We start from the raw sequence: 25894 nt of genomic DNA, 5'->3' as shown, positions 1-25894 counted from the left end.
CACGACATGAAATCTGGTGCTGAAGGTGCTCACTTTTTTGGGGCCCTTTTGCTCACATTTTCGTTTGACAAACACAGACAAGGTAGAGCATAGGCTCTATAATGATGCCGCTCAATAAATAGTAACATAGTAGGAAATGATTATAAAACAGGAGAAGGAAATGAAACCAAATATCAAAAAGATACCTGTTGCGCTGACTACGATCGCGCTGGTTGGTCAGCTCTCCCTGCCTGCTGCCGCACTTGTGGTGGTTCAGCCCCGCACCCTTGATGGAGACGTCAATATCACAGAGGTATTCCGGGATCAAAAGCTCCAGGCCTGGCTGCTGGATAGAAGCAACCTGAACGGCATTGGTGAGGATGGCATCCTGACAGAGGTAGAGCGTCAGACGGTGACGGAGCTGAACCTCTCCGGCCTGGGGCTGACCAGCCTGGAGGGCCTGGAGGCGTTCCCCAATCTTCAGATCCTGGATTGCTCCCGGAACAGCCTGACCCAGCTGGACGTGTCCCACAACCCCGCGCTGGTTCAGCTGCACTGCGCCAATAACCAGCTGACGGCCCTGGATCTGGCGGCGAACCTGAATCTGGAGAGCCTGAACTGCAACTTCAACAAGATCGGGCAGCTGGATCTCACCGGACACAACAAGCTGATTGCCCTGTACTGTGAGATGAACCAGATGTCCAGTCTGACACTGTCCGGCTGCACTGAACTGAAGACTTTGTACTGCCGGAACAACGAACTCACCAAGCTGGACCTGGCTGATAACACCAAGCTGGAGTTTATCGAGACTTTTGACAACCGGCTGACGTCCATCGATGTGAGCATGCTCCCGAAGCTCCAATTCCTTCACATCGACCACAACCGGCTCACCGAGCTGGATATGAGCCACAACACCGACCTGAAGGGCGGCGGCTTTGTGGCCCGGAACAACCTGATGGAGAAGATCTATCTGCCCAAACAGCCCGGCCTCATGATCGACCGGGACGACTATGCGGAGCAGGACCCCATCGAAGGCTATGACCAGGCGGCCTGGTTCCTGGACCCGGACTTCAAGACCCCTGCGCCCGCTGAGCTGGAGGCGGATGGTCAGACGCTGTACAGCCAGCGGATTCCCAACCGCTATACCATCTACTTCTCCGCAAACGGCGGAAACGGCTCTGTGGCCAGTGTGTCCACCCAGTGGAACAGCGAGGCTCAGCTGCCCACTGCCGCCACCCTCAAGCGGTATGGCTACACCTTCTCCAAGTGGAACACCCAGCCCAAGGGCGACGGCGAGACCTATGAGGATGAGGCCACTGTCCGCAACCTGGCCGGAGCCAAGACCGACGGAGACCGGATCACCCTCTATGCCCAGTGGACGCCCAACCAGTACACCATCCGGCTGGACCCCAACGGGGGCGAGGGCGAGGTCAAGACCCAGCCTGCCTCTTACGGTCAGACCGTGACCCTGGAGGCCAACACCTTCCACAAGGAGGGCAAGGAGTTCGCCGGTTGGGCCACTACCCAGGAGGGGATTGTGCGCTACATCGACCAGGCTCAGGTCCAGAATCTGACCGCTGAGGCCAACGGGACCGTGACCCTCTACGCCGTGTGGCGGACTCCCCTCAGCGAGATCCAGAAGCCCTACCTGGAGCAGCTGGAGACAGTGTTCCAGGCGTACAGCGAGATATCCTACACCTCCGAGGACTGGAGCACCATCTCCAACGCCTATGGGGAGGCCATGCGCCAGATCCAGGCGGCCGAGACCACCTCTGCCATGGATCGGGCGGTGAAGAGCGCCAAAGCGGCCATGAGCGCCGTTCCCACGGCGGAGCGCCGGGTGGAGGAGATCACCGCCTCCTGGACAGCGGACCACAGAGCTGCGCTTGACAGCCTGTCCGCCAAGGAGCTGACCGAGTCCAATGCCCAGAATACAGCCGCGCTGGTCAAGTCCGCCCTGGAGGATCTGGCCCAGGACCGGCTGGAGAGCCGCACCACGCTGAGCAACGAGGCCGACCGGAAGCAGGTGGTGGGCAAAGCCGCCGAGCAGCTCCAGACCACTGCCGACGGACTGATGACCGTGAAGGAGGCCGCTGAGTGGGTGGAGTCCCTGAACGGCCTGACGCTTCAGGCCATGGCCCAGGTGCAGGAAGAGCACCTGGCGGATTACCAGAGCGCGGTCTCCCGCTATGAGAGCCTGGATGCCAAGCTGAAGAACTGCATCAGCGAGAGCGTGTCCAGCAGCCTGGACCAGCGCTGCAAGCTGGCCGAGCGGAAGGGTACTGAGACCCAGATCCTTCAGAACGAGTACAAGGGCCTGGATCAGGGCGCGTATTCCGCCAAGGGCCAGCAGGCGCTGGCCAGTGCGCTGAAGGAGGGCCTGGCCGCCATTCGTTCCGCCGACTCGGTGGAGTCTGTGCGGACAGCCGGCATTAACGCCTGGACCAAGATCAGCCAGGTGCCCACTGCGGATAAAGAGACCACCACACCGCCCACCGAGGGCGGTACCGGCGGCGGCTCTGGAGGTGGTTCCGGCTCCGGCGGCGGAAGCATTGGTGGAGGTTCTGCCGGAGGTGGAAGCATTGGCGGAGGTTCTGCTGGCGGCAGTGGTGATTCTGCCGCCGAAAAGCCCGCGGAGTCTGTCACTGTGACCGATGAGAAGACTGGAGCTACCGCGAAGGTCACCACCGGCGTGGACGGAAAGGTGACTGCTGAGGTGACCATTCCCGAGGGCGTGGCCCACGCCACGCTCCGCATCCCCTGCAAGAGCGGCTCCGGCACTGTGGCGGTGCGGGTCCTGGCGGACGGAAGCCGCCAGGTGCTGCCCCGTTCGGTGTACCAGGACGGCGTACTGGCCGTCCGCCTGGACAGCTCCGCTACCATTGAACTGGTGGACGGCAGCAAGAACTTTACCGACGTGGTCACCGGGGACTGGTTCGCCGGTTCCGTCCAGTTTGTCGCCAGCCGTGAGCTGTTCTCCGGCGTGGGCAACGGCGACTTTGCCCCCTATGAGGCCATGACCCGTTCCATGCTGGTCACAGTTCTCCACCGGCTGGAGGGCAGCCCCGCGCCTGGTGGGGCGAGCGGCTTCCAGGACGTGCCCAAGGGCTGCTGGTACAGCGCCGCGGCCGATTGGGCGGCGGAGCAGGGTATCACCAGCGGCACGGCTTCCGGCCGATTTGATCCCGATGCCCCCATTACCCGGGAGACCCTGGCCCTGATGCTCTACCGCTGTGCCGGCAGCCCTGCGGTTGCCTCTACCGGGAAGGTGGAAGGCTTCCAGGACGGTGAGCAGACCTCCGCCTGGGCCCGTGAGGCCATGGAGTGGGCCTGTGCCAACGGCATCCTGGGCGGCGACGCCAACGGACAGCTGCGGCCCCAGGACAACAGCACCCGTGCCGAGGTTGCGACCATGCTGACCCGGTTTGTGGCTCTGACCACCCTGTAACAAAAAACAAGCAGGCGGCCCGGAATGTTCCGGGCCGCCTGCTGCATAGAGGGAGGGCCTCCGGCATATGCCGGAGGCCCTCCGTTTTTATTTATCAAAAGCAGGGTTGGTAAAGTAGACGTTTTTCTGGTCCATCTTCTCTTTAGCCAGACGGATGGCCTCGCCGAAGCGCTGAAAATGGACGATCTCCCGCTCGCGGAGGAAGCGGATCACGTCGTTGACATCGGGGTCATCAGACATGCGCAGAATATTGTCGTAGGTCACGCGTGCTTTCTGCTCTGCTGCGTTTGTATAAGAACAACTTTAGGAGAGCCGACCCTTGAAGTCCTCATAGCCGAACTGCCGGACCACCCGCTGGTTACCGTCCTTGTCCCGCCAGACGATGGCGGGGAGAGGCATGCCGTTGAAGGTGTTGGTCTTGACCATGGTGTACAGGGCCATGTCCTCAAAGATCAGCCGGTCTCCCTCATGGAGAGGATTGTCAAAGGAGTAGTCCCCGATGATGTCGCCCGCCAGACAGGTTGGGCCGCCCAGACGGTAGGTGTAGGGCTTCTCGCCGGGCTGCCCGCTGTTCTGAAGGGGAGGCCGGTAGGGCATCTCCAGTACGTCGGGCATGTGGCAGGCGGCGGAGGTGTCCAGAATGGCGATGTCCATACCGTTGTGGAGGGTATCCAGCACGCTGGTCACCAGAAATCCGGCGTTGAGCACCACCGCCTCGCCCGGCTCCAGATAAACCTCCACACCGTAGCGGTCTTTCACACGGCGCACCAGCCGGATGAGCCGTTTCCGGTCGTAGTCGGCACGGGTGATGTGGTGTCCGCCGCCCAGATTGAGCCACTTCAGTCCCTTCAGATAGGGGCCGAACTTGGCCTCAAAGGCGTCCAGCGTGGTCTCCAGGTCGTCGGAGTTCTGCTCGCAGAGGGTGTGGAAGTGGAGCCCGTCCAGCAGAGGCAGCTGGTCGGGGTTGAAATTGGCCAGGGTGGTGCCCAGCCGGGAGCCGGGGGCGCAGGGATCGTAGATGGCGTGGCCCTCCTGGGTGGAGCACTCGGGATTGACACGCAGGCCCACCTGCTTGCCCGCTTCTCTGGCCCGCAGGGCGTACTTCTCCAGTTGGCGGGGGGAGTTGAAGACAAAGTGGTCGGCGTACTCCAGCAGCGCTTCAAACTCGTCCTCCCGGTAGGCGGGGGAGAACACGTGGACCTCGCCGGGAAAGTGCTCCCTGCCCAGCCGGGCCTCGTAGAGGCCGCTGGCCGTGCTGCCGGAGAGATACTGTGCCAGCAGGGGATAGCAGGCGAACATGGAGAAGGCCTTCTGTGCCAGCAGGATCTTGGCGCCGGAGCGCTGGGCCACGTCCTTCAGGATCTCCAGGTTGCGGACCAGCCGCTCCTCATCCACCAGAAAATAGGGGGTGTGCAGCTCCGTCATGGCTCAGTCCACCAGGGCGGGGTTGTCGTTGATCTGCCAGGGCAGGCCCCACTTGTTCAGGGCGTCCATGTAGGGATCGGGATCAAACTCCTCCACAGTGTACACGCCGGGCTTGTTCCACTTGCCGGTCAGGAGCATCATGGCGCCGATCATAGCGGGCACGCCGGTGGTGTAGCTGATGGCCTGGGAGCCTACCTCCTTGTAGCACTCCTGGTGGTCGCAGACGTTGTAGATGTAGGCGGTCTTCTCCTTGCCGTCCTTCTTGCCGGTGAAGATGCATCCGATGTTGGTCTTGCCCACGGTGCGGGGGCCCAGGGAGGCGGGGTCGGGCAGGAGGGCCTTGAGGAACTGGATGGGCACGATCTGGTGGCCCTCAAACTCCACGGGAGTGGTGGACAGCATGCCCACGTTCTCCAGACACTTCATGTGGGTCAGGTAGCTCTGGCCGAAGGTCATGAAGAAGCGGATGCGCTTGACGCCGGGGATGTTCTTGGCCAGGGACTCGATCTCCTCATGGTGGAGGAGGTACATGTCCTTCTGACCCACCTGGTCGAAGTTGTACTCCCGCTTGATGGACATGGCGGGGATTTCAACCCAGTGGCCGTTCTCCCAGTAGGAGCCGGGAGCGGACACCTCCCGGAGGTTGATCTCGGGATTGAAGTTGGTGGCGAAGGGGTAGCCGTGGTCGCCGCCGTTGCAGTCCAGAATGTCGATGGTGTCGATCTGGTCAAAGAGGTGCTTCTGGGCGTAGGCACAGTAGGCCTGGGTCACGCCGGGGTCGAAGCCGGAGCCCAGCAGGGCGGTGAGGCCGGCCTTCTCAAACTTCTCCTTGTAGGCCCACTGCCAGGAGTAATCGAAGTAGGCGGAAAAGCCCTCCTCCTTGCAGCGCTTGTCGTAGACGGCGCGCCACTCGGGGTCGTCAATGTCCTCGGGCTCGTAGTTGGCGGTGTCCATGTAGTTGACGCCGCAGGCCAGGCAGGCGTCCATGATGGTGAGATCCTGATAGGGGAGGGCGATGTTCATCACCAGGTCGGGCTGGACCTTCTTGATGAGGGCGATCACCTCGTCCACCTTGTCGGCGTCCACCTGGGCGGTGGTGATCTTGGTCTTGGTCTTGCCCTCCAGCTGGGCCTTCACGGCCTCGCACTTGCTGACGGTACGGCTGGCGATGCAGATCTCCTCAAAAACCTCGCTGTTCTGGCAGCACTTGTGAATGGCCACCCCGGCCACGCCGCCGCAGCCGATAATCAGAACCTTTGCCATGTTTCATTCCTCCTGTATGTTGAAAAATAACAGACATTCAATTTCCGCCGCTGAGGGCCAGCAGCATCTCGCGCACCACCTTGGCGGCCACCGCGTTGGACACGCCGCTCTGGTCGAAGGGAGGGCAGAGCTCATTGACGTCGCAGCCCACCACGTTGCAGCGACTGCACACCAGAGTCACCGCCCGGCGCAGGGCGTCAAAGGACACGCCGCCGGGCTCGGGGGTGCCGGTGCCGGGGAACACCGACGGGTCCATCACGTCCAGGTCCACAGTGAAATAGACCGGGGCGTCGCCCAGCCGCTTCACCACGTCCTCCAGACCTTCCAGGTCAAAAGGGTGGCAGGTCACATGGTCCTTGCCCCAGCGCCACTCCGCCCGGTCACCGGAGCGGATGCCAAACTGAAAAATCTTGCCGTCTCCGGTGAGCTCCCAGCAGCGGCGGATGACGCAGGCGTGGGACAGGGGCACGCCCAGATAGTCCTCCCGCAGGTCGGTGTGGGCGTCGAAGTGGATGATGGCCACGTCGGGATATTTCCGGTGCACCGCCCGGAAGGCGCCCAGGGTCACCAGGTGCTCGCCGCCGATGAGGAAGGGCCGCTTGCCGGCGGAGAGGATCTCCTCCGCTCTGGCCTCGATGTCGGCCAGAGCCAGCTCGGAGCTGCCCATGGACAGCTCCAGGTCGCCGCTGTCCAGCACGGCGCAGTCGGACAGGTCCCTGTCCTGATAGGGGCTGTACAGCTCCAGCCCGTAGGACTCCCGCCGCAGGGCGGAGGGGCCGAAGCGGGTGCCGGGCCGGTTGGAGGTGGTGGAGTCAAAGGGTGCGCCGAAGAGCACGGTCTCCGCCTGCTCAAAGGGGCAGTCGCAGCCCATATATACGTCAATCTGCGGATTCAACATTTTTCAGCAGCTCCTCTACGTAGGCGGGGATATAGAACGCGCCCTTGTGCAGCATGGTGGTGTAGTACTTGCAGCTGAGCTTCCGGGCGTTCCAGCGGACCTCGTCCAGGTCCCGAAGGGGGTGGTATTTCTTGCTGGCAAAGCCGAAGAGCCAGTGGCCGGAGGGGTATGTGGGGATGTGGGCCTGGTACACCTTGGCGATGGGGAAGGACTCCACGATCCGCTTGTGGGCCCGCTGGCAGGCGATGGCGTCCTCCTGGTAGAAGGGGCTCTCATGCTGATTGACCATGATTCCGTCCGGCCGCAGGGCCTTGGAACAGTTGCCGTAGAACTCCCGGGTGAACAGGCCCTCGCCGGGGCCGAAGGGGTCGGTGGAGTCCACGATGATGAGGTCGTACTGCTCCACAGGGGTGCGGACATACCGCAGGCCGTCCTCGTAGTGGATGGATACCCGGGGGTCGTCCAGGCAGCAGGTTGTAAAGGGGAGATACCGCCTGCACACCTCCACCACCTGGGGGTCGATCTCCACCAGGTCGATGTGCTCAATCTCCGGATAGCGGCACAGCTCCCGTACCACGCCGCCGTCGCCGCCGCCGATGACCAGCACGTCCTTCACGTTGGGGTGGACTGCCATGGGGATGTGCACCATCATCTCGTGATAGATGAACTCGTCCTTTTCGGTGAGCATCATGTACCCGTCCAGGGTGAGAAAGCGGCCGAACTCCTGGGAGTCGAACACGTCGATCCGCTGGAACTCGCTCTGGCCGCTGTAGAGCTGCTTGTCCACCCGGATGGACAGCTTTACATTGGGGGTGTGGGCCTCACGAAACCAAAGCTCCATACCGTCAGTCCTCCTTTAAGTCCAAAACATTCAGGCAGGTGATATCGGGGTCCTCCGGGCCGGTCATGGAGCAGCCCTTTTCCTTGGCATAGAGGATGTAGGCGATGATATCCTGCGTAATGCGCTCACCCGGGGTGAGAATGGGGATTCCGGGGGGATAGCACATGACGAACTCGCTGCACACCCGGCCCACAGTCTCCTCCAGCGGAAGACTCTCCTTGGGGGCGTAGAAGGCCTTCTGGGGGGACACCACCACCTCCGGGTCGATGTACTCCTGCTTCATCAGCCCGGCGCTGCTGCTCTTGCCGAAGCGGCGGCGCACCTCGCTGAGAGAGCTCACCAGCCGCTCGATCTCCCGGGGCCGGTCGCCGATGGAGAGGTAGGCCAGGATGTTGCCCAGGTCGCCGAATTCGATCTGAATGTCGTACTCATCCCGCAGCAGGTCATAGACCTCGATACCGGCCAGGCCAATGTTCAGCGTGTTGACCGACAGCTTGGTGATATCAAAGTCGTACACACTGTCGCCGTTGATGAGCTCCTTGCTGAAGGCGTAGTACCCGCCGATGGCGTTGATCTCCTGCCGGGCATAGTCCGCCATCTGCATCACCCGGCCGAACTCCTCCCGGCCCCGGAGGGCCAGGTTCCGCCGGGCGATATCCAGACTGCTGAGGAGCAGATAGGAGGCGCTGGTGGTCTGGGTCAGGTTGATGATCTGCCGCACATGGCCGGGGGACATGTTGGGGCCGGTGAGCAGCAGGCTGCTCTGGGTCAGGCTGCCGCCCGACTTGTGCATGGACACAGCGGCCATGTCCGCGCCCGCCTCCATGGCGGACATGGGCAGGTCCTCGTGGAAGTAGAAATGGGTGCCGTGGGCCTCATCGGCCAGGCAGAGCATGCCGTGGGCGTGGGCCAGCTCCACGATGGATTTCAGGTCGGAGCAGATGCCGTAGTAGGTGGGGTTGTTCACCAGCACCGCCTTGGCGTCCGGGTTTTCCCGGATGGCCCGCTCCACCTCGCTGACCTTCATACCCAGAGGGATGCCCAGGCGGTCGTCGCACTCCGGGTTGACGTACACGGGTACGGCGCCGCACAGCACCATGGCGCCCATGACGCTGCGGTGTACGTTCCGGGGCAGGATGATCTTCTCTCCGCCCTTCACCGCCGAGAGCACCATGCTCTGGACAGCGCTGGTGGTGCCGCCCACCATGAGGAAGGCGTGAGCCGCACCAAAGGCGTCGGCGGCCAGCTTCTCCGCGTCCCGGATGACCGAGACGGGGTGACACAGGTTGTCCAGGGGCTTCATGGAGTTGACGTCCATGCTCACGCAGGTCTCACCCAGCAGGCGGGTCAGCTCCGGGTTGCCCCGGCCCCGCTTGTGGCCGGGGACGTCAAAGGGAACCACACGCATGCTGCGGAATCGCTCCAGCGCCTCATAGATGGGCGCGCTGGTCTGGTCCAGTACCGGCATGCTTCTCATCTCCTATCAGTAGATATTGCGGCCGCTGAAGATCTCAATCATCTCACGGCGGATGTTGTCCATAATCTCAAGCCGCACCTGGGGAGGAAGCTCATAGACGTCGGTCTTGAACAGATAGTTCTGCAGGTTGATATCCTTCAGCATCATCTTGGTGTGGTAGAGGTTGGCGCTGTATACGTTCACGTCCACCGCGTCGTAGCGGCGGAGGGTGGCGGGGTCGATATAGTCCTGGATGGAACGGACCGTGTGGTCCATAAAGAGCTTCTTGCCGTTCACGTCCCGGGTGAAACCTCGGACCCGGTAGTCCATGGTGATGATATCCGAGTCAAAGGAGCCGATCAGGTAGTCCAGGGTGGACAGAGGCGTGATCTCGCCGCAGGTGGCCACGTCTATATCCACCCGGAAGGTAGCCAGACAGGTCTCCGGGTGGTACTCCGGGTAGGTGTGCACCGTCACATGGCTCTTGTCCAGGTGGGCCAGCTGGGTCTTGCCCGCCGGGATCATGGAGCCCTCGGCGATGAGAATGGTCACAGACGCGCCCTGAGGCTCATAGTCCTGTTTGGCGATGTTGAGCACCTTGGCCCCGATCATGTCGGTCAGGGAAGTGAGGATATTGGTCAGACGCTCCGAGTTGTACTGCTCGTCGATATAGGCGATATAGTCCTTCTGTTCCCGGGGGGTCTTGGCGTAGCACACATCGTAGATGTTGAAGCTCAGCGCCTTGGTCAAATTGTTGAAGCCGTAAAGCCTCATTTTTTCTCCCATTTCCCAACACTCCTGTCCAGGCCACGCCAGGGCCTGCGATACTTCCTCTAAGTCCGCCGCAGAAAAGAAAAACAGGTAATGTGATAAACCACATTACCTGTAAAACAGTCCTTTTTCATAAAGCCAAACCATCCAGTCCACAGCGCGACGCAAGAGGGGACCGCTGCCAAACAGGCGGCAAAGCCCCGCTGAGTCCTGAGAAGTCGGTTGATACAGCTTCATACAGAGTCTATATAGCAAATACTTACTTTTACTACTCTTATTGACCGTTTTACAAGTTGATGCGCGGAATCACGCGGCGGTACCTGATAGAACCAACTTATAAAATTGAGCTTTTAACTCAATCAATAATGGCAACATTTCAGTTGCCTTCGGCAGTTGACCCGGCTGTCCGTATGGCCTTAACCCGAGCGGGTGGTCAGAAGAAATATTTGCATGGATACTCTGTAAAAACTCATATCACATGGCAAAGGTCAGTATATCGAAAAAAACGGGGTTTGTCAATGATTTTCCATCGTGTCCGACATTTTTCGCCCGGCCTGTGCGCAGGAAAAAGGGGTCATTCCTCCCGCTGGAACACCAGGGACATGGTCTCAATATCACCGGTGCCTCTGGTTTCGATGGGAACATAGCCGCAGTAAGTCCAGCCCTGGGAGATCCGCTCCCGGATAATGTCCTCCACGCCGTCAAAACCGTACTTGCTGCCCTTGCCGAAGCCGTAGCCACACAGCTCAGATTTCACTCTTACGAATTCCACTTTTTTCACGGTTTTTACCCCCTTTTTAGGGTATTATACTGCCGCCGCACATGGGCGTCAACGTGTTGTAACCCCTGTAAATTCAGAATTTCCAGTGGATTTCAATGGGCGGCGCCTTGGCGCCTGGGCTCCGCCGTCCCACCGCAATGTAGTCAATCAGCGACTCCACCATATCCCGTGTGAGATGCTCCGGGCTGAAATACCGCGCCAGCCGTTCTGAGGCGGGTTCCGTATTAGTCTGGGCACACAACTGCTCTATCCGGTCCTGGTCTGCCTGAAGCGTAAATTCCGTTTGAGCCTTGTCCTGATTCATCTCCTCTAAAAGTGTTAGAAAGCTCTGCTCGTCCACCAGCCCACGGGCTCTGTCCAGATAGAGACTTCGTAGGGCAGAGGCATACTCTGCCAACCGTCTCTTCCTGGCTGTAACGGCTTCCTCCAGCTGTTTTCGTTGAATATCGAGCGGGTTATCCAATTCGATGGCACTTATCAGCATATCCCGGTCCAGATATTCCGCTGAGAGACGATTGATCTCCTCTAGAACAACATACTCCAGCTGCTGGACCGGTACAAAGGCCCCTGGGCAGGCGTCACGGTCCACATACCGGTTCCGGCATTGGAGGTAGTGCTTTCCCCGGCTTTTGGAAGTGCGCATGGTTCCTCCACAGGACATGCAGCGCACCTTTCGGGCGAAGATACCGACCTGGCCGGAGGCGAAGGGACGGCTCCGCTCCAACAGCAGCGCCTGTGCTCTGTCCCACAAGGGGCGGTCAATGATGGCCTCATGGGTGCCCTCGGCCACGAACCAGGCGGACTTGGGACGCGGTCGGTTTTTTCTGCTCTTATAGGACACACTTCCATACTTTCCTTGCACCATGTTGCCTATGTAAATCTCATTGCACAGCATGGATGAGACGGCGGAATAGGTCCACCGTGTCCCGCTACTTTCCTTCGGGTTGCGGTAGGCCAGGCCGTGAAGGCGCTTGTACTCTCCAGGGGTAGGAATACCTTGGACATTCAGCAGCCGGGCAATGGCAGTCTTGCCGTACCCCTGAGCAAACAGGGAGAATACTTGGCGCACGGTGGCTGCAGCCTCCTCATCCACAAGCAGATGGCCCTTGCGCTCCGGGTCCTTCCGATAGCCATAAAGGGCGAAGGCACCGATATGGAGCCCATTTTTCCGGCGGTTGTCCAGCACACTCCGGATATTTTCTGACATATCCTCCAGATACCACTCGTTGACCAGACCGTTAATCTGCCTGGACTTTTTGTTTCCTCTGTTGTTGGTGTCGGCGTTGTCTACAATGCTGACAAAGCGGATGCCCCAGAGAGGAAACAGTCCATGAATGTACTTTTCCACCAGCTCCAGCTCTCGCGTAAAGCGGGACTGGGTTTTGCACAGGACAATATTGAACCGCCCGGTTCGAGCATCCTGGAGCAGCTGTTGAAAGGCCGGCCGGCTGCGGTCTGAGCCCGCATAGTCGTCATCGCTGTAAATGCGATAGATCTCCCACCCCTGCTCTGCTGCATATTGGACCAGCATGGCTTTCTGGTTCTGAATGCTGCCGCTGTCGTCGCTGGACAGCCGCTTATCCCGGTCCTCTTCCGACAGACGGCAGTATATAGCTGCCTTATTCGTTCCCATCCGGCGCCTGTACTTTCTCGTATAGCTCTTGTTTAGCGGCGCGCCTAACCAGTTCCAGCCAGATGCGGGTATAGGTATCCCTATTCGGCGTACCGCTTTTATCCTGAAAGATGTTTTTGCAGATTGCGGCCTCTTCCATAGAAAAGCCCCCTTTCGCTGACAGCATATGAGCCGCGGCGCTGCGCTTAGAAGGGGAGAGAAGAAGATTTGCGCTTATACCAGCGTACCATCTGCTGCCAGGTCCTCTGTCAGATCGCAGATGACGTCGCCCTTCACACCGATTCCAGCGGCGTTCCAGGGAGAGCCGGAGGCAGCAGTGGGGTAAATGCCCGTGGTGTGGTCCACAAAGTAGGGAGCGAAACCGCCCTCCCGCACCTGCTGGTCGTTGAGACCACGGGTGAGCTGGTGGACGATGGCGCCGATCATCTCCAGGTGGCCTAACTCTTCCGTGCCGATATCGGTCAGCAGGCCCTTCAGTTCCGGATAGGGCATGGAGTACCGCTGGCTCAGGTACCGGAGGGAGGCGCCCAGCTCGCCGTCAGGTCCACCATACTGGCTGATGATAAACGAGGCCAGTCTGGGGTTGGGGGTGGAGATCTTCACCGGGTACTGGAGCTTTTTCTCATAGACAAACATTTACTTGGTCCCTCCCTCGACGTAATTCCAGGGCCACGGATCTTTGAGCCAGGAGGCCCAGGTCTTCTCGCCGGCGGCGGAGCGCTGGAGCAGCGGACCGTGGGCGGCCTCGTACTGCTCCCGGGCGGCCTTCTCCATGGCCGCGTACTGCCGGTAGAGCTCAAAGGCCTCTCCGTCATCCTGGTGGGTGTCCAGGTAGAGACTCAGCTCCACCAACACGAACTCCAGGGCCTGGAGCTCAGCCAGATGGCCGCTGACCACATTCCGACCGTCGGACTTGATATGGAAGGGGAGATTCAGCCCGGGGTAGAGGGTGCCGTTGTTCAGAGCGTCCGTCTGGTTATAGCGCTTGGCGCCCGTCTGCTGGAAGGGCACATAGGGCACGGCCAGCGGCGCACACTCTGGGAGAGTACCACAGCTGTCTCCGCACCCGGCGGAGGGCGGAGTGGGGGCGGGTGTATTATGATCGGGATACAAACAGATTTCCTCCTTCACAGGTTTCACAGCGAAGGACAGCCGAGAGGACCGCCCTTCACCCCATCTTATGCCATCCGCAAGGGCGGAGAAACCGCTTCTCATCCTCGTACTTTTGTGCTATAATTCCGGTGTGGCCGCATAGCGGAAAGAATCTCCTCATAAACTCTCGGGAGGAGGTGTCTACCGTGAAAAATGCAGCCTGGCAAAAATTTTTTTCCCGTACCCTGGCGCTCCTGGTCCTACTGGGCGGAGGTGCTCTTTTTCTGCTGAGCAGGGGAGATGGGGAGGCTTGTTCCGCGCTCTCAGCCGCCCGATTTGACACAGAGACCGTTGTCATAGACGCCGGACATGGTGGGGAGGACGGCGGTGCAGTGTCGGTCACCGGCGTACCGGAGAGTGGTATCAACCTGGCTATTGCCCAAAAGCTGGACCTGCTCTTTGGCCTCTACGGCGTGCGCACGGAGCTCCTGCGGACAGAGGATATCTCCCTTCACGACAGCAGCGCGGAGACCCTTCGGGAGAAGAAGACCTCCGACCTCAAAAACCGGGTGGCGCGGATTGAATCAGTGGAAAACGCCACGCTCATCAGCATCCATCAGAACATCTATCAGAGTGCCCGGTACCGCGGTGCTCAGGTGTTCTATGCGGACAGTGAGACGTCTCTGCCGCTGGCCCAGGCCGCCCAGGATGCCCTCAGGCTGGTGGACCCGGACAATACCCGCAAGCCCGCCAAGATCAGTGAAAGCGTCTACCTGATGAACCATATTACCTGTCGGGCCATTCTGGTGGAGTGCGGTTTTCTCTCCAATCCGGAGGAGGACCTGCTGCTCCAGAGCCCGGCGTATCAGCTGAAGCTGGCCGGGGCACTGTGCGGGGCTTACCTGCAATATCAAGATTCCCAGCAAGGAGTTCTTTGAATGAAAGCAAAAACTGTTTTTTACTGTACGGAGTGCGGCAACGAGACACCCAAGTGGTCCGGCCAGTGCCCCGCCTGCCGGGCGTGGAATACGCTGGTGGAGCAGCCCGCCGAGACAAAGAAAAAAACCGCCTCCGTCCTCTCTGCCAGTGCCGCGGGACAGCGGCGGACTGGGGGAGGGATCAACCGTCCCCGGCCCATCAGCGAGGTGTCGTCCACCCATGAGCTGCGTTTTGAGACCGGCATGAGCGAGCTGGACCGGGTTCTGGGCGGCGGCGCGGTAAAGGGTTCGCTGGTGCTGGTGGGCGGCGCGCCCGGCATCGGAAAATCCACGCTGATGCTCCAGATCTGTGACAATCTCTGCCGGTTTGCCAAGGTGCTCTATGTATCCGGCGAGGAATCCGAGCGGCAGATCAAACTGCGCGCCGAGCGGCTGCATGTCAGCGGGGAAGGGCTGTATCTGCTCTCCGAGACTAACCTGGACGACATTGTGGAGGCGGTCAACGAGCTTCAGCCGGATATTCTGATCGTGGACTCCATCCAGACCCTCTATAACGGCGAACTGACCACTGCGCCGGGCAGTGTGGGCCAGGTGAAGGACTGTACCATGACTCTGATGCAGTTGGCAAAAGGGCAGGGGATCACGGTCTTTGTCATCGGCCACGTCAACAAAGAGGGCTCCATTGCCGGACCCAAGGTGCTGGAGCACATGGTTGACTGTGTGCTCTACTTCGAGGGCGAGCAGAACCTGGCCTACCGGATTCTCCGTGCGGCCAAGAACCGGTTTGGCGCAACCAATGAGATCGGTGTGTTTGAGATGGCTGACACAGGGCTGACAGAGGTTCCAAATCCGTCTGAGATGCTGCTCTCCGGCCGCCCGGAGAACACACCTGGCACCTGTGTCACCTGCGTGATGGAGGGCGTGCGTCCTGTGCTGGCGGAAGTACAGGCGCTGCTGGCGCCCACCAGCTTCAACGTGCCCAGACGCACCAGCAACGGCTTTGACTACAACCGGGCCATGCTTTTGCTGGCCGTGCTGGAAAAGCGGGGCGGGCTGCTGGTCAATTCCTGTGATGCATATATCAATGTCATCGGCGGATTGAACCTGGACGAGCCCGCCGCCGACCTGGCCATGGTGATGGCGCTGGCGTCCAGCTTCCGGGACAAGCCCATTCCCAGCGATCTGGTGGCCATCGGCGAGGTGGGCCTGACCGGAGAGCTGCGAGCGGTCAACGGCCTGGGACAGCGTCTGAGTGAGGTGCGGCGTATCGGGTTCACCAAGTGCCTGATCCCAGCCCGCAACAGCGGGAAGATAATAGAGCCGGAGGGGCTCCAACTGATTCGTGTACGAAATATAAGAGAGGCGTTGGCTGCCATTCTTTAATCAGATTTGTCAGGGGAGCCGTCGGCTGTATAGGAAGGCTGGGAGTTTGAGTTCAGTATTCCGTGTCTGGGGACATAGTTCACGCAGGGTTCCGCAATGCTGGGTGCACCGCAGGAACCGGCGCGTGCCAGTCCGCAGTATCCATCGTACTGGTAGACGCAGTCGCTGGTACAGTTGATCAGACTCATCAGCAGACACCTCACACAAAAATATCTGCGGATTGCCGCAGGCATACAACACAGAGTTTAGTCTGTCCAGCCAGAGCGGTTTTATTTGCTGGGGCTGGCAGTCGGGAGGAGGTTTTCGGGCACACAGTCAACTCAACAAAATAAAAATTTTGTTGAGTTGAGGGGAGGGGTCTCTCCGCTGAGGACGGGATTTCGGCGTTTTGGACCGCTCCTGGCCGGCCAAGCGGCTGCCGGCGTTTCCGAGATTATTTATGGATTATCGTACTGAAGCACCTGCAATTATTCGTGATTTTCTGTCCTACCACGAGACCATCCAGGGACACTCCCGCAAAACCGTGGATGAGTATTTCCTGGACCTGCGGAATTTTTTCCGCTACATCAAGGTTGAACGCGGCTGTGTGCCGCGCAGCACAGATTTGGACCAGATCTCCATTGATGATCTGGATCTGGACTTGGTCCGCTCCGTCAAGCTCAGCGACGTCTATTCCTACATGAACTACCTGAGCCGTGACCGGGCCAAGCACGCCAACAGCCCGGATACCGGCTACGGGCTCACGCCGGCTGCCCGGGCCCGGAAAATCGCTGCCATCCGTTCCTTCTACAAGTACATCACCAGCAAGGCCAAGCTGATGGATGAAAATCCCATGCAGGACCTGGATTCGCCCAGGCTGAAAAAGGCACTGCCTCATTATCTTAGCCTGGACGAGAGCATCCAGCTTCTGGAATCCGTTGATGGAGAAAACAAGGAGCGGGATTACTGTATTCTGGAACTTTTTCTCAATTGTGGCCTTCGGATCTCCGAGCTGGTAGGCCTGAATCTGACAGATATCCGAAACGATCAGCTCAGGGTGTTAGGCAAGGGCAACAAAGAGCGGATCCTGTTCCTCAACGAGGCCTGTCGCCAGGCCATTGACGACTGGCTGGCTGTCCGGGGCACACAGGGCATCATTGACAAGAACGCCCTTTTTATCACCAGGCGGCACACCCGTATGACAACGGATGCGGTGCACTACATGATAAAAAAGCGGCTGACCGCCGCCGGACTGGACGCCAGTATGTATTCTGCCCACAAGCTCCGCCACACAGCCGCCACGCTGATGCTGCAAAACGGCGTTGACGTGCGGACCTTGCAGGAGGTACTGGGACACGACCATCTGAATACGACTCAGATCTACACCCACGTGGACAGTGACGACCTGCGCACCGCTGCAAAGGCCAACCCCTTGGGGCGGGTCAGGCGAAAAAAGAGTCCTCCCTCTCCCCCGTCGGACAGTGAAAACAAGGGATGAGATAAAAACGCGGGCTGAGGCTGGCAGTCTTTTGACTGCCAGCCTCTTTTATCAGATGTCCTGATACGCGCCCAGAATATGAATGAACCGAATTTCCTGGAAGAAGTAAGTACTCAGCGGCCGCCGGTCCGCATCATAGGAGTGGGCGGCCACCAGAACATTCTCCATAGTGACCGGATCGCCTACGTCCACCACCACGGGGGTGTGGCTGAAAACATCCTTTCCGAAGCGGAGCTGGACCATGTCACCCGGCATCAGTCCATCCAGCGTTGTCAGTTCCCCCAAAGGTCCGGGGCTCTTCCCTGCTCTGGTCAGAAAATCAAAGAAGTACTCTACCCCTGTCCAGGACGGCGACTTCTGGTTGGCGTTGATATAATACCAGCCGTAAACTGGCTCATAATTCATGACGCCGGTCCCGGCGAAGAGACATTGTGAGGCAAAATTGGTGCAGTCGCCCCCAATCTCCTCGTAGTCGTAATAGGCGGGATTGCGCCCGAAGGCCCACTTATGGGCATAGGCCACCGCAGCACGGCGGTCATATGGTATCCGAATCAGCATGTGCTACTCCCCTTTCCTGCCATTCTATGCCGGTGGACAGGCCGGGAGGCACAAAAAAACAGGAGAGGGAAATCCCTCTCCTGTTTTTTTGTGTATGGAAATGTGGCAGAGCCCGGATTAGGCCTTACCGTCGCAGCCCAGCACGTTGACGATCTTGTGCTTGACCAGCTCCTTGATGTTGGCGCGGGCGGGCTTGAGGTACTCGCGGGGATCGAACTTGTCGGGGTGCTCAGCAAAGAACTTGCGGATGGTACCGGTCATGGCCAGACGCAGGTCGGAGTCGATGTTGATCTTGCAGACAGCGCCGCGGGCAGCCTGACGCAGCTGCTCCTCGGGGATGCCCACAGCGTCGGGCATCTTGCCGCCGTACTGGTTGACCATCTTCACGTACTCCTGGGGCACGGAAGAAGAGCCGTGGAGCACGATGGGGAAGCCGGGCAGACGGCGGACGACCTCGTCCAGGATGTCAAAGCGCAGCGGAGGGGGAACAAGCTCGCCCTTCTCATTGCGGGTGCACTGAGCGGCAGTGAACTTGTAAGCGCCGTGGCTGGTGCCGATGGCGATGGCCAGGGAGTCGCAGCCGGTCTTGGTCACGAACTCCTCCACCTCGTCGGGGTGAGTGTAGTGAGAATCCTCGGCAGAGACGTTGACCTCGTCCTCCACGCCGGCCAGAGCGCCCAGCTCAGCCTCGACCACCACGCCGTGGTCGTGGGCGTACTCGACGACCTTGCGGGTGATCTCGATGTTCTCAGCGAAGGGCTTGGAGCTGGCGTCGATCATGACGGAGGTAAAGCCGCCGTCGATGCAGCTCTTGCAGGTCTCGAAGCTGTCGCCGTGGTCCAGGTGGAGCACGATGGGAATGTCGGGGCACTCGATGACAGCGGCCTCCACCAGCTTCACCAGGTAGGTGTGGTTGGCATAGGCGCGGGCGCCCTTGGACACCTGGAGGATGACGGGAGCCTTCAGCTCCTGGGCAGCCTCGGTGATGCCCTGGACGATCTCCATGTTGTTGACGTTGAAGGCGCCGATGGCGTAACCGCCGGCATAAGCCTTCTTAAACATTTCCGTAGATGTGACCAAAGCCATAGGAAACATCTCCTTTCAAATTTTGCACCATGATTCTATCAGTTCTGATTGATAATTGCAAGAGTATATGCTAGAATATTTCCGCGGAATTAAAAATTAACCAAATCCTTAGCGAAAAAAATCCCGTTATTATGAAAGGAAGAGAAAAGTTATGAGCGAACTGAAAGGCGCTTGCATCATTGGCCAGTCTGGTGGCCCCACCGCGGTTATCAACTCCAGCGCTCTGGGCGTAATTGAGACCGCCCTGGATTCCGGCTCCATCACTCGGGTGCTGGGTGCCGCTCACGGCATCAAGGGCGTTCTGGACGACAAGCTGTACGACATGGCTCAGGAGGACCGCGAGGAGCTGAAGCTCATGCGGTACACCCCCTCCTCCGCTCTGGGTTCCTGCCGCTACAAGCTGGCCGATCCCGATGTGGACGACACCGACTACAAGCGCATTCTTGAGATCTTCAAGAAGTATGACGTCCGCTATTTCTTCTATAACGGCGGCAACGACTCCATGGACACCTGCAACAAGATCTCCAAGTACATGCAGAAGGTGGGCTATGAGTGCCGCGTGATGGGCGTGCCCAAGACCATCGACAACGACCTCAACGGCACTGACCACTGCCCCGGCTTCGCCTCTGCCGCCAAGTTCATCGCCACCTCCTGCATGGAGGTCCACCGCGATGCCCACGTGTACGACACCGGCATGGTGACCGTGGTGGAGATCATGGGCCGTCACGCCGGCTGGCTGGCCGGCTCCGCCGCCCTGGCTACCTGGGCTGGCTATGGTCCCGACCTCATCTACCTCCCCGAGGTGGACTTCGACATGGACAAGTTCATCGCTGACGTGACCGCCATCTACAACAAGACCGGCAAGTGCATGGTGGCCGTGTCCGAGGGCATTCACTATGCTGACGGCAGCTTCGTCTCCGAGGCCAAGACCTCCGCTACCGACGGTTTCGGTCACGCTCAGCTGGGCGGTCTGGCTGCCATGCTGGCCCAGATCATCAAGGAGAAGACCGGCGCCAAGGTCCGTGGCATCGAGCTCTCTCTGCTCCAGCGCTGCGCTTCTCACGGCGCTTCCGCCCGCGACATCGAGGAGGCCTATATGGCCGGTAAGGCCGCTGTTGAGGCCGCTGTTGCCGGTGAGACCGACAAGATGGTTGCCTTCAAGTGCACCCGCGACGGCAACAACTACACCTGCGAGACCGTCCTGGAGCCCCTGGACATCTGCGCCAACTTCGAGAAGAAGGTGCCCCGTGAGTGGATCAACGCCGAGGGCAACGGCATTGAGCAGCCCTTCATCGACTATGTTCTGCCCCTCATTCAGGGCGAGCTGAAGGTGCCCCAGGAGAACTCCCTCCCCCGCTTCGCCAAGCTGAAGAAGGTTCTCACCACCGAGATGTAATCGCTGATTTCATTCAGTGCAAAAGCGCGCCCCGCCGCATTGCTGCGGCGGGGCGCGCTTTTTAGATATCTTTTTCTCTGCATAAAAAATCCGGGAGGCATGCGGCCTCCCGGATTTTTTATGTATATCAGATATTGAGCTTATCCTCAGCGCCGATCAGGGCACGCAGGACGGTGTAAACACGCTCGTCAATGCCCTTCTTCATGGCCAACGCCTCGTTGATGTCGTAGTCCACATAGGCGCCCTTCTGCATGGCAACCACCCGGTTGGTCTTGCCCTGGGCCAGCAGTTCCACTGCGTTGTAGCCCATGTAAGTTGCCTCCATCCGGTCGCGGGCAGAGGGCGAGCCGCCGCGCTGGACATGGCCAAGAACAGTCACGCGGGGGTCCAGGCCGGTGTATTCCTTGATCTTTGCGGCTACATCATAGGAGCTTCCCACGCCCTCGGCCACGATCACCATGAAGTGAGTACGGCCGGCCAGACGGGCGGCACGGATGGGCTCCACCACGTCACGCTCAAAGTCGATCTTCTTCTCAGGGATCAGCACAGCGGTGGCGCCGCAGGCCACGCCTACGTAGAGCGCCAGGTGACCGGCATGGCGGCCCATGACCTCTACCACGGAGCAGCGCTCATGGGACTGCATGGTGTCCTTCAGGCGGTCAATGGCCTCCAGCGCGGTATTGCAGGCGGTATCGTAGCCGATGGTGTACTCTGTGCAGGCGATGTCGTTGTCAATGGTGCCGGGAACGCCGACAACGGCCACGCCCTCCTGGTTGGAGAACTCCAGCAGGCCCCGGTAAGTGCCGTCGCCGCCGATGCCCACGATGCCCTCCAGGCCGAAGAGCTTGCAGGTGTTGGCGGCCTTCTTGCGGCCCTCATCCGTCTTGAACTCCTCGCTGCGGGCGGTGTAGAGCACCGTGCCGCCCCGGCCGATCAGACCGCTGGTCTGGACAAAGTCCATAGAGGTGATGTCTCCGGTAATGAGGCCGTTGAAGCCCCGGCGGATACCCAGGCACTCGATTCCCATGTGCATCGAGGCGCGGACAACAGAGCGGATTGCGGCGTTCATGCCCGGGGCGTCGCCGCCGCTGGTGAGGACACCGATGCGTTTCACTGCACTTTTCATAGGAAAGACCTCCTGTTACTTGTAAGTGTGGGGAATCTGTTTCCCCGGTTTTATACCTTCAGTTCCGTATCCTTGCCTTCCAGCGCGGAAGCATAGCGCTCAAACACAGGCTGCACGTACTCTGCCAGGAACTCGTCCACCTGCTGGGGGCAGCGGCCGATATAACGGGCGGGCTCCAGATGGACGGTTAGCTCCTCCTTGCTCATGCCGAACATGGGGTCCTCGGAAATGAGGTCGATCAGGTTGTTGGGCAGGCCCCGGTCCTTCACATTCCGTCCGGCCTCCTGGGAGAGCACGCGGATGCGCTCGTGGAGATCCTGACGGTTGCCGCCCCGCTTCACCGCGTCCATCATGATGTTCTCGCTGGCCATGAAGGGCAGCTCCTCCATTACATGGCGCTCGATCACCTTCTCATGGACCACCAGGCCGGAGGCCACGTTGACATAGATATTCAGGATGGCGTCCACCGCCAGGAAGGCCTCGGGCACCGAGAGCCGCTTGTTGGCGGAGTCGTCCAGGGTACGCTCAAACCACTGGGTGGCGGCGGTAATGGAGGGATTGAGGGCGTCGGCCATCACATAGCGGGCCAGAGAGCAGATGCGCTCACAGCGCATGGGGTTGCGCTTGTAGGGCATGGCGGAAGAGCCGATCTGGTTCTTCTCAAAGGGCTCCTCCACCTCTTTCAGGTGGCAGAGCAGGCGCATGTCGGTGGCAAACTTGCTGGCGGACTGGGCAATGCCGGACAGAGTGGAGAGCACCATATAGTCCATCTTTCTGGAATAGGTCTGGCCGGAGACGGGCGTCACCGCCTCAAAGCCCATTTCCCGGGCAATCTTGCGCTCCAGCTCCTTGACCTTCTCGTGGTCGCCCTCAAAGAGCTCCAGGAAGCTAGCCTGGGTGCCGGTGGTGCCCTTGGAGCCCAGCAGCTTCAGACTGCCAATCCGGTGCTCCACCTCCTCCAGGTCCATCAGCAGCTCGTTCATCCACAGGGTGGCCCGCTTCCCTACCGTCACCAGCTGGGCGGGCTGGAAGTGGGTGAAGCCCAGGGTGGGCAGGGCCTTATACTTGTCGGCAAACAGGGCGAGAGCATGCAGCACCCGCACCAGCTTGTCCCGCACCAACTCCAGGGCCTCCCGCATCAGGATCACATCGGTGTTGTCGCCCACGTAGCAGCTGGTGGCGCCCAGGTGGATGATGGGCATGGCCTTGGGGCACTGCTCGCCCCAGGCGTGGATATGAGCCATCACGTCGTGGCGGAGCTTGCTCTCCCACCGGGCGGCGGAGTCGTAGTCGATATCCGTGAGATGGGCCTCCATCTCGTCGATCTGGTCCTGGGTCACAGGCAGGCCCAGCTCCATCTCGGCTCTGGCCAGGGCCACCCACAGGCGGCGCCAGGTGGAGAATTTCTTGTCCGGCGAGAAGATATACTGCATCTCATCGCTGGCATAGCGGGAAGAGAGCGGGCTCTCGTAAACAGCTTTGTTACTCATATGCGACCTCTTTTTCTTGGTTTTTGGGACAGACTCAAAGTACCTTTAGGATACCACAAAAAAGCAGCGGGGACAAGTCCCGCTCCGCCGGCGAACCGAGGAAATCCGGTGTGGAGCAGGGCCTCTCCCCGCAGCAGAAATATGTTTATTCCGTCAGGAACTTGCGCAGACGGCGCAGGCCCTCCTGGATGCTCTCCATAGAGGCGGCATAGGACCAGCGGACAAAGCCGGGCGCGCCGAACCCGGTGCCAGGCACCACCGCCACCAGGCCCTCCTTCAGGAAGAGCGCGGCAAAATCATCGGCAGTCTCCACCTTGACGCCGTGGAGGGTCTTGCCCAGGATGTCCTTCAGGTTCATCATCACGTAGAAGGCGCCCTCGGGGGTAATGCAGCTCACGCCGGGAATGGCGTTGATGCCCTCCACCATGGCGTTGCGGCGGGCCTCAAAGGCCTGACGCATGGTCTCCACCTTCTCCTGGGGGCCGTTCAGCGCGGCCAGGGCGGCCTTCTGAGAGATGGCGCAGGGAGAGCCGGTGGAGTGGCTGATGTAGTTGGCCATTACGGTGGCCACAGGCTCGCTGGCGCAGGCGTAGCCGATACGCCAGCCGGTCATGGCGTAAGACTTGGAGACGCCGTTGACCAGAATGGTGCGCTCCTTGATCTCATCGCCCAGAGAGGCCAGACTGACGAACTTCCGGTTATCATAGACCAGGCTGTAGTAGATCTCATCGTCGATCACATAGAGGTCGTGCTTGACGCACAGGTCAGCGATGGCCTGCAGCTCCTCCCTGCCGTACAGCATGCCGGTGGGGTTGGAGGGGTTGTTGAGGATGAGCGCCTTGGTCTTGGGGGTGATGGCGGCGGCCAGCTTGTCTGCGGAGAGCTTGAAGTGCTCCTCCTCCGTGGCGGTGACCACCACAGGGACGCCGCCCATGATCTTGATCAGCTCCAGATAGCTGACCCAGTAGGGCCCGGGGAGGATGACCTCATCGCCGGGGTTGATGACCGCTCTCAGCGCGATATAGACGGCGTGCTTGGCGCCGCTGGCCACCACCACCTGGCTGGGGGTGTATTCCACACCGCAGTCCGCCTTCATCCGGTCGCACACGGCCTGACGCAGCTCCACAGTGCCGCGGGCGGGGGTGTACCGAGTGTTGTTGTTCTCAATGGCGGCGATGCCTGCGGCCTTGATCTCATCCGGGGTGTTGAAGTCCGGCTCACCGGCGGCAAAGCCGATGACGTCAATGCCGTCCGCCTTCATCTGCTTGAACATGCTGTCGATCGCCATGGTGGTAGACGCCTGGACGGCGCTTGCAATACGGGACAGTTCTTTCACAGTGGATCTCCTCCCAATTCAGGCTTAACTAGAGTTATTATAGGCGGCAATATGCAATATTGCAAGACCAGAATTGCATCAATCCGTTCATCGCTTTTCCCACGCAAAACGGTAATTTGCCAAAAAGGCCCGCACCCTGGGATACAGGGCGCGGACCTTTTGCGCTCAGTGGTTCAGCGTGCGGTACAGAGCACGGGAGATGGCGGTACCTGCGACAGTGGAGATCAGCGCCTCCAGTACCCCCTGGACACCTACAAACAGGGCCACAAACAGGAAGGGATTCATCTCCAGGCCGGTGCTGTCGGCAAACCCCTGGGCAATGCCCTGAATGTAGTCGGTGTTATAGAAAGCAGCAGTGAGTACGCCGGTAAACAACGCGGTATTCAGCAGTGAACCGGCCAGGCTGGAGCCGCCGAAGGCGATCAGCTGGGGCCGGGTCCTGTCCACCCTGCTCAGGCCCTTGAAGATGAGGCCGCAGAACAGGCCCATCAGGATCCGGGTGGGCACGCAGGTCAGGAAGGTGCCCACCGGACTGATGCCCATCAGAGTAACGCCGAAGGCGCTCTTGCCGAAGCACTCCCAGAAGGACAGCAGCCCGAACACGCCGCCCAGCGTGGCGCCCGCTGCCGGGCCCAGCACAATTGCACCAATGATGACGGGCACCTGCATAATGGTAAATTCCAGAAACGGGGTCTTGATCATCCCGATTCCGGTAAATTCCAATAGCAGCAGGATGGCCACCAGGACGGCCAGCTGGACAAGGTACCGCACACTGCGGCTGGTGTTGGTTTTCTTTCCACTTGACATATCAAAAACCTCCTGCTCCCGCTCCCCACGTCAGGGGATGCAGGGCAATCTATTTGCTGCGGCAGTGTGTTCCGCCGCAGCGCTGCGGGGCCGGTATCCACCGACGGGGATTCCGGTCTTCCCACTCAGAGTTTACCAGATTTATTTGGCAAGCGCAAGACGCCCTCACTCCTCCGGCATGCTCTGCCTGGCCAGGTTCTTCAGGGTATCCCCTGTAAGACGATAGGTGGTCCACTCATCCAGGGGCACCGCCCCCAGAGAGCGGTAAAACGCGATGCTGGGCTGGTTCCAGTCCAGACAGTACCACTCCAGTCTCCCGCAGCCCCGTTCCACTGCGATACGGGCCAGTTCGCTCAGAAAACGGCGGCCGTATCCCCTGCCCCGATACTTCGGGAGAATGAACAGGTCCTCCAGATAGAGTCCCGCCCGGCCCAGAAAGGTGGAGAAGTTATGGAAGAACAGGGCGAAGCCGATCTCCCCGCCGTCCTTGACGGCAAAAAGGACCTCCGCCTTTCCCTTCTGGAAGATCCATTCCCGGAGCAGCTCCTCTGTGGCCACCACCTGGTCGGACATCTTTTCATACTCCGCCAGCCCTTTGATAAACGACAGAATGGTCCCCGCGTCCGCCTCCTCGGCGAACCGGAACGTCAATTCCTCTGCCATGGAATCTCTCCTTCCCTGTCTGCCCAGAAAAGACCGGATACAGTTTT

General features: G+C 60.0%; 22 protein-coding genes and 2 pseudogenes. 5 read left to right on the top strand and 19 right to left on the bottom strand.

Annotation, left to right across the window (positions count from 1 at the left end; translation table 11 throughout):
* Window positions 1-160: 160 nt before the first annotated feature.
* The gene (locus WMO64_RS14895; RefSeq protein WP_349232470.1) at window positions 161-3427 is read left to right on the top strand and encodes an S-layer homology domain-containing protein; all 3267 of its coding nucleotides are present in this window, start codon (window positions 161-163) and stop codon (window positions 3425-3427) included.
* Between the two features lie 87 nt (window positions 3428-3514).
* Here the strand turns inward: WMO64_RS14895 and WMO64_RS14890 are convergent.
* From WMO64_RS14890 to WMO64_RS14835, 12 genes and pseudogenes are all read right to left on the bottom strand, one after another.
* Window positions 3515-3712 (bottom strand): annotated as a pseudogene (locus WMO64_RS14890) (manganese catalase family protein); the annotation flags it as partial.
* 18 nt (window positions 3713-3730) lie between these two features.
* Complete coding sequence (nspC, locus tag WMO64_RS14885) at window positions 3731-4852, bottom strand: carboxynorspermidine decarboxylase (RefSeq protein WP_349232469.1); 1122 nt, start codon at window positions 4850-4852, stop codon at window positions 3731-3733.
* Between the two features lie 3 nt (window positions 4853-4855).
* Window positions 4856-6115: a saccharopine dehydrogenase family protein gene (locus WMO64_RS14880; protein ID WP_294518341.1), complete on the bottom strand. Its 1260-nt coding sequence runs from the start codon at window positions 6113-6115 to the stop codon at window positions 4856-4858.
* Window positions 6116-6152: 37 nt separating this feature from the next.
* Window positions 6153-7013: an agmatinase gene (speB, locus tag WMO64_RS14875; protein ID WP_294518339.1), complete on the bottom strand. Its 861-nt coding sequence runs from the start codon at window positions 7011-7013 to the stop codon at window positions 6153-6155.
* A complete protein-coding gene (gene speE / locus WMO64_RS14870) occupies window positions 6994-7854 on the bottom strand; it encodes a polyamine aminopropyltransferase (RefSeq protein ID WP_349232468.1) in 861 nt (286 codons plus the stop codon). The genes speB and speE overlap by 20 nt, the downstream gene beginning before the upstream one ends.
* Before the next feature lie 4 nt (window positions 7855-7858).
* Window positions 7859-9322, bottom strand: coding sequence for an aminotransferase class I/II-fold pyridoxal phosphate-dependent enzyme (locus WMO64_RS14865; RefSeq protein WP_494338273.1), 1464 nt, complete (start codon window positions 9320-9322; stop codon window positions 7859-7861).
* 15 nt (window positions 9323-9337) lie between these two features.
* A complete protein-coding gene (gene speD, locus WMO64_RS14860) occupies window positions 9338-10096 on the bottom strand; it encodes an adenosylmethionine decarboxylase (protein ID WP_294518332.1) in 759 nt (252 codons plus the stop codon).
* A 559-nt stretch (window positions 10097-10655) separates the two neighbouring features.
* Window positions 10656-10862 carry a DUF4177 domain-containing protein gene (locus tag WMO64_RS14855; protein WP_349232466.1) on the bottom strand — a complete coding sequence of 69 codons (207 nt, stop codon included), beginning with the start codon at window positions 10860-10862 and terminating at the stop codon, window positions 10656-10658.
* Between the two features lie 73 nt (window positions 10863-10935).
* Complete coding sequence (locus WMO64_RS14850) at window positions 10936-12495, bottom strand: recombinase family protein (protein ID WP_349232465.1); 1560 nt, start codon at window positions 12493-12495, stop codon at window positions 10936-10938.
* Window positions 12482-12634 (bottom strand): hypothetical protein, encoded by a 153-nt coding sequence (locus tag WMO64_RS14845; protein WP_294518326.1) that lies wholly within the window; start codon window positions 12632-12634, stop codon window positions 12482-12484. Before WMO64_RS14845 ends, WMO64_RS14850 begins: the two co-directional genes overlap by 14 nt.
* A gap of 89 nt (window positions 12635-12723) precedes the next feature.
* A pseudogene (locus WMO64_RS14840) lies at window positions 12724-13131 on the bottom strand (manganese catalase family protein); the annotation flags it as partial.
* Window positions 13132-13608, bottom strand: coding sequence for a spore coat protein CotJB (locus tag WMO64_RS14835; RefSeq protein ID WP_349232464.1), 477 nt, complete (start codon window positions 13606-13608; stop codon window positions 13132-13134).
* A gap of 185 nt (window positions 13609-13793) precedes the next feature.
* Here WMO64_RS14835 and WMO64_RS14830 point away from each other — a divergent pair, with 185 nt between their 5' ends.
* The 3 genes from WMO64_RS14830 (at window position 13794) to WMO64_RS14820 (ending at window position 17385) form a co-directional block, all read left to right on the top strand.
* Window positions 13794-14525, top strand: coding sequence for an N-acetylmuramoyl-L-alanine amidase (locus WMO64_RS14830; RefSeq protein WP_349232463.1), 732 nt, complete (start codon window positions 13794-13796; stop codon window positions 14523-14525).
* Window positions 14526-15908 (top strand): DNA repair protein RadA, encoded by a 1383-nt coding sequence (gene radA / locus WMO64_RS14825; protein ID WP_294518320.1) that lies wholly within the window; start codon window positions 14526-14528, stop codon window positions 15906-15908. It begins immediately after the preceding gene.
* A gap of 439 nt (window positions 15909-16347) precedes the next feature.
* Entirely contained in the window at window positions 16348-17385 is a 1038-nt protein-coding gene (locus WMO64_RS14820) for a tyrosine-type recombinase/integrase (protein ID WP_349232462.1), read from the top strand.
* A 51-nt stretch (window positions 17386-17436) separates the two neighbouring features.
* On the opposite strand, the gene WMO64_RS14815 is transcribed toward WMO64_RS14820, so the two are convergent.
* On the bottom strand, window positions 17437-17943 hold the full coding sequence (locus tag WMO64_RS14815) for an amidase domain-containing protein (protein ID WP_294518316.1): 507 nt from the start codon (window positions 17941-17943) through the stop codon (window positions 17437-17439).
* Between the two features lie 117 nt (window positions 17944-18060).
* Window positions 18061-19029 (bottom strand): class II fructose-1,6-bisphosphate aldolase, encoded by a 969-nt coding sequence (gene fba / locus WMO64_RS14810; protein ID WP_294518314.1) that lies wholly within the window; start codon window positions 19027-19029, stop codon window positions 18061-18063.
* Between the two features lie 151 nt (window positions 19030-19180).
* Here fba and WMO64_RS14805 point away from each other — a divergent pair, with 151 nt between their 5' ends.
* A complete protein-coding gene (locus tag WMO64_RS14805) occupies window positions 19181-20425 on the top strand; it encodes a 6-phosphofructokinase (RefSeq protein ID WP_294518312.1) in 1245 nt (414 codons plus the stop codon).
* A gap of 127 nt (window positions 20426-20552) precedes the next feature.
* On the opposite strand, the gene pfkA is transcribed toward WMO64_RS14805, so the two are convergent.
* From pfkA to WMO64_RS14780, 5 genes are all read right to left on the bottom strand, one after another.
* Entirely contained in the window at window positions 20553-21551 is a 999-nt protein-coding gene (gene pfkA, locus WMO64_RS14800; RefSeq protein WP_349232461.1) for a 6-phosphofructokinase, read from the bottom strand.
* A gap of 50 nt (window positions 21552-21601) precedes the next feature.
* Window positions 21602-23041, bottom strand: a complete 1440-nt coding sequence (gene purB / locus WMO64_RS14795; RefSeq protein WP_349232460.1) for an adenylosuccinate lyase — start codon at window positions 23039-23041, stop codon at window positions 21602-21604.
* Window positions 23042-23186: 145 nt separating this feature from the next.
* Complete coding sequence (locus WMO64_RS14790; protein WP_494338272.1) at window positions 23187-24377, bottom strand: pyridoxal phosphate-dependent aminotransferase; 1191 nt, start codon at window positions 24375-24377, stop codon at window positions 23187-23189.
* Window positions 24378-24542: 165 nt separating this feature from the next.
* Window positions 24543-25184: an ECF transporter S component gene (locus tag WMO64_RS14785; RefSeq protein ID WP_294518306.1), complete on the bottom strand. Its 642-nt coding sequence runs from the start codon at window positions 25182-25184 to the stop codon at window positions 24543-24545.
* A 165-nt stretch (window positions 25185-25349) separates the two neighbouring features.
* Window positions 25350-25847, bottom strand: a complete 498-nt coding sequence (locus WMO64_RS14780) for a GNAT family N-acetyltransferase (protein WP_294518304.1) — start codon at window positions 25845-25847, stop codon at window positions 25350-25352.
* Window positions 25848-25894: the final 47 nt, after the last annotated feature.

This window comes from Pseudoflavonifractor intestinihominis (assembly GCF_040096055.1).
GTDB lineage: Bacteria > Bacillota > Clostridia > Oscillospirales > Oscillospiraceae > Pseudoflavonifractor > Pseudoflavonifractor intestinihominis.
The sequence above is the reverse complement of the archived record's forward strand: the minus strand, read 5'-3'. Positions and strand labels throughout refer to the sequence as shown.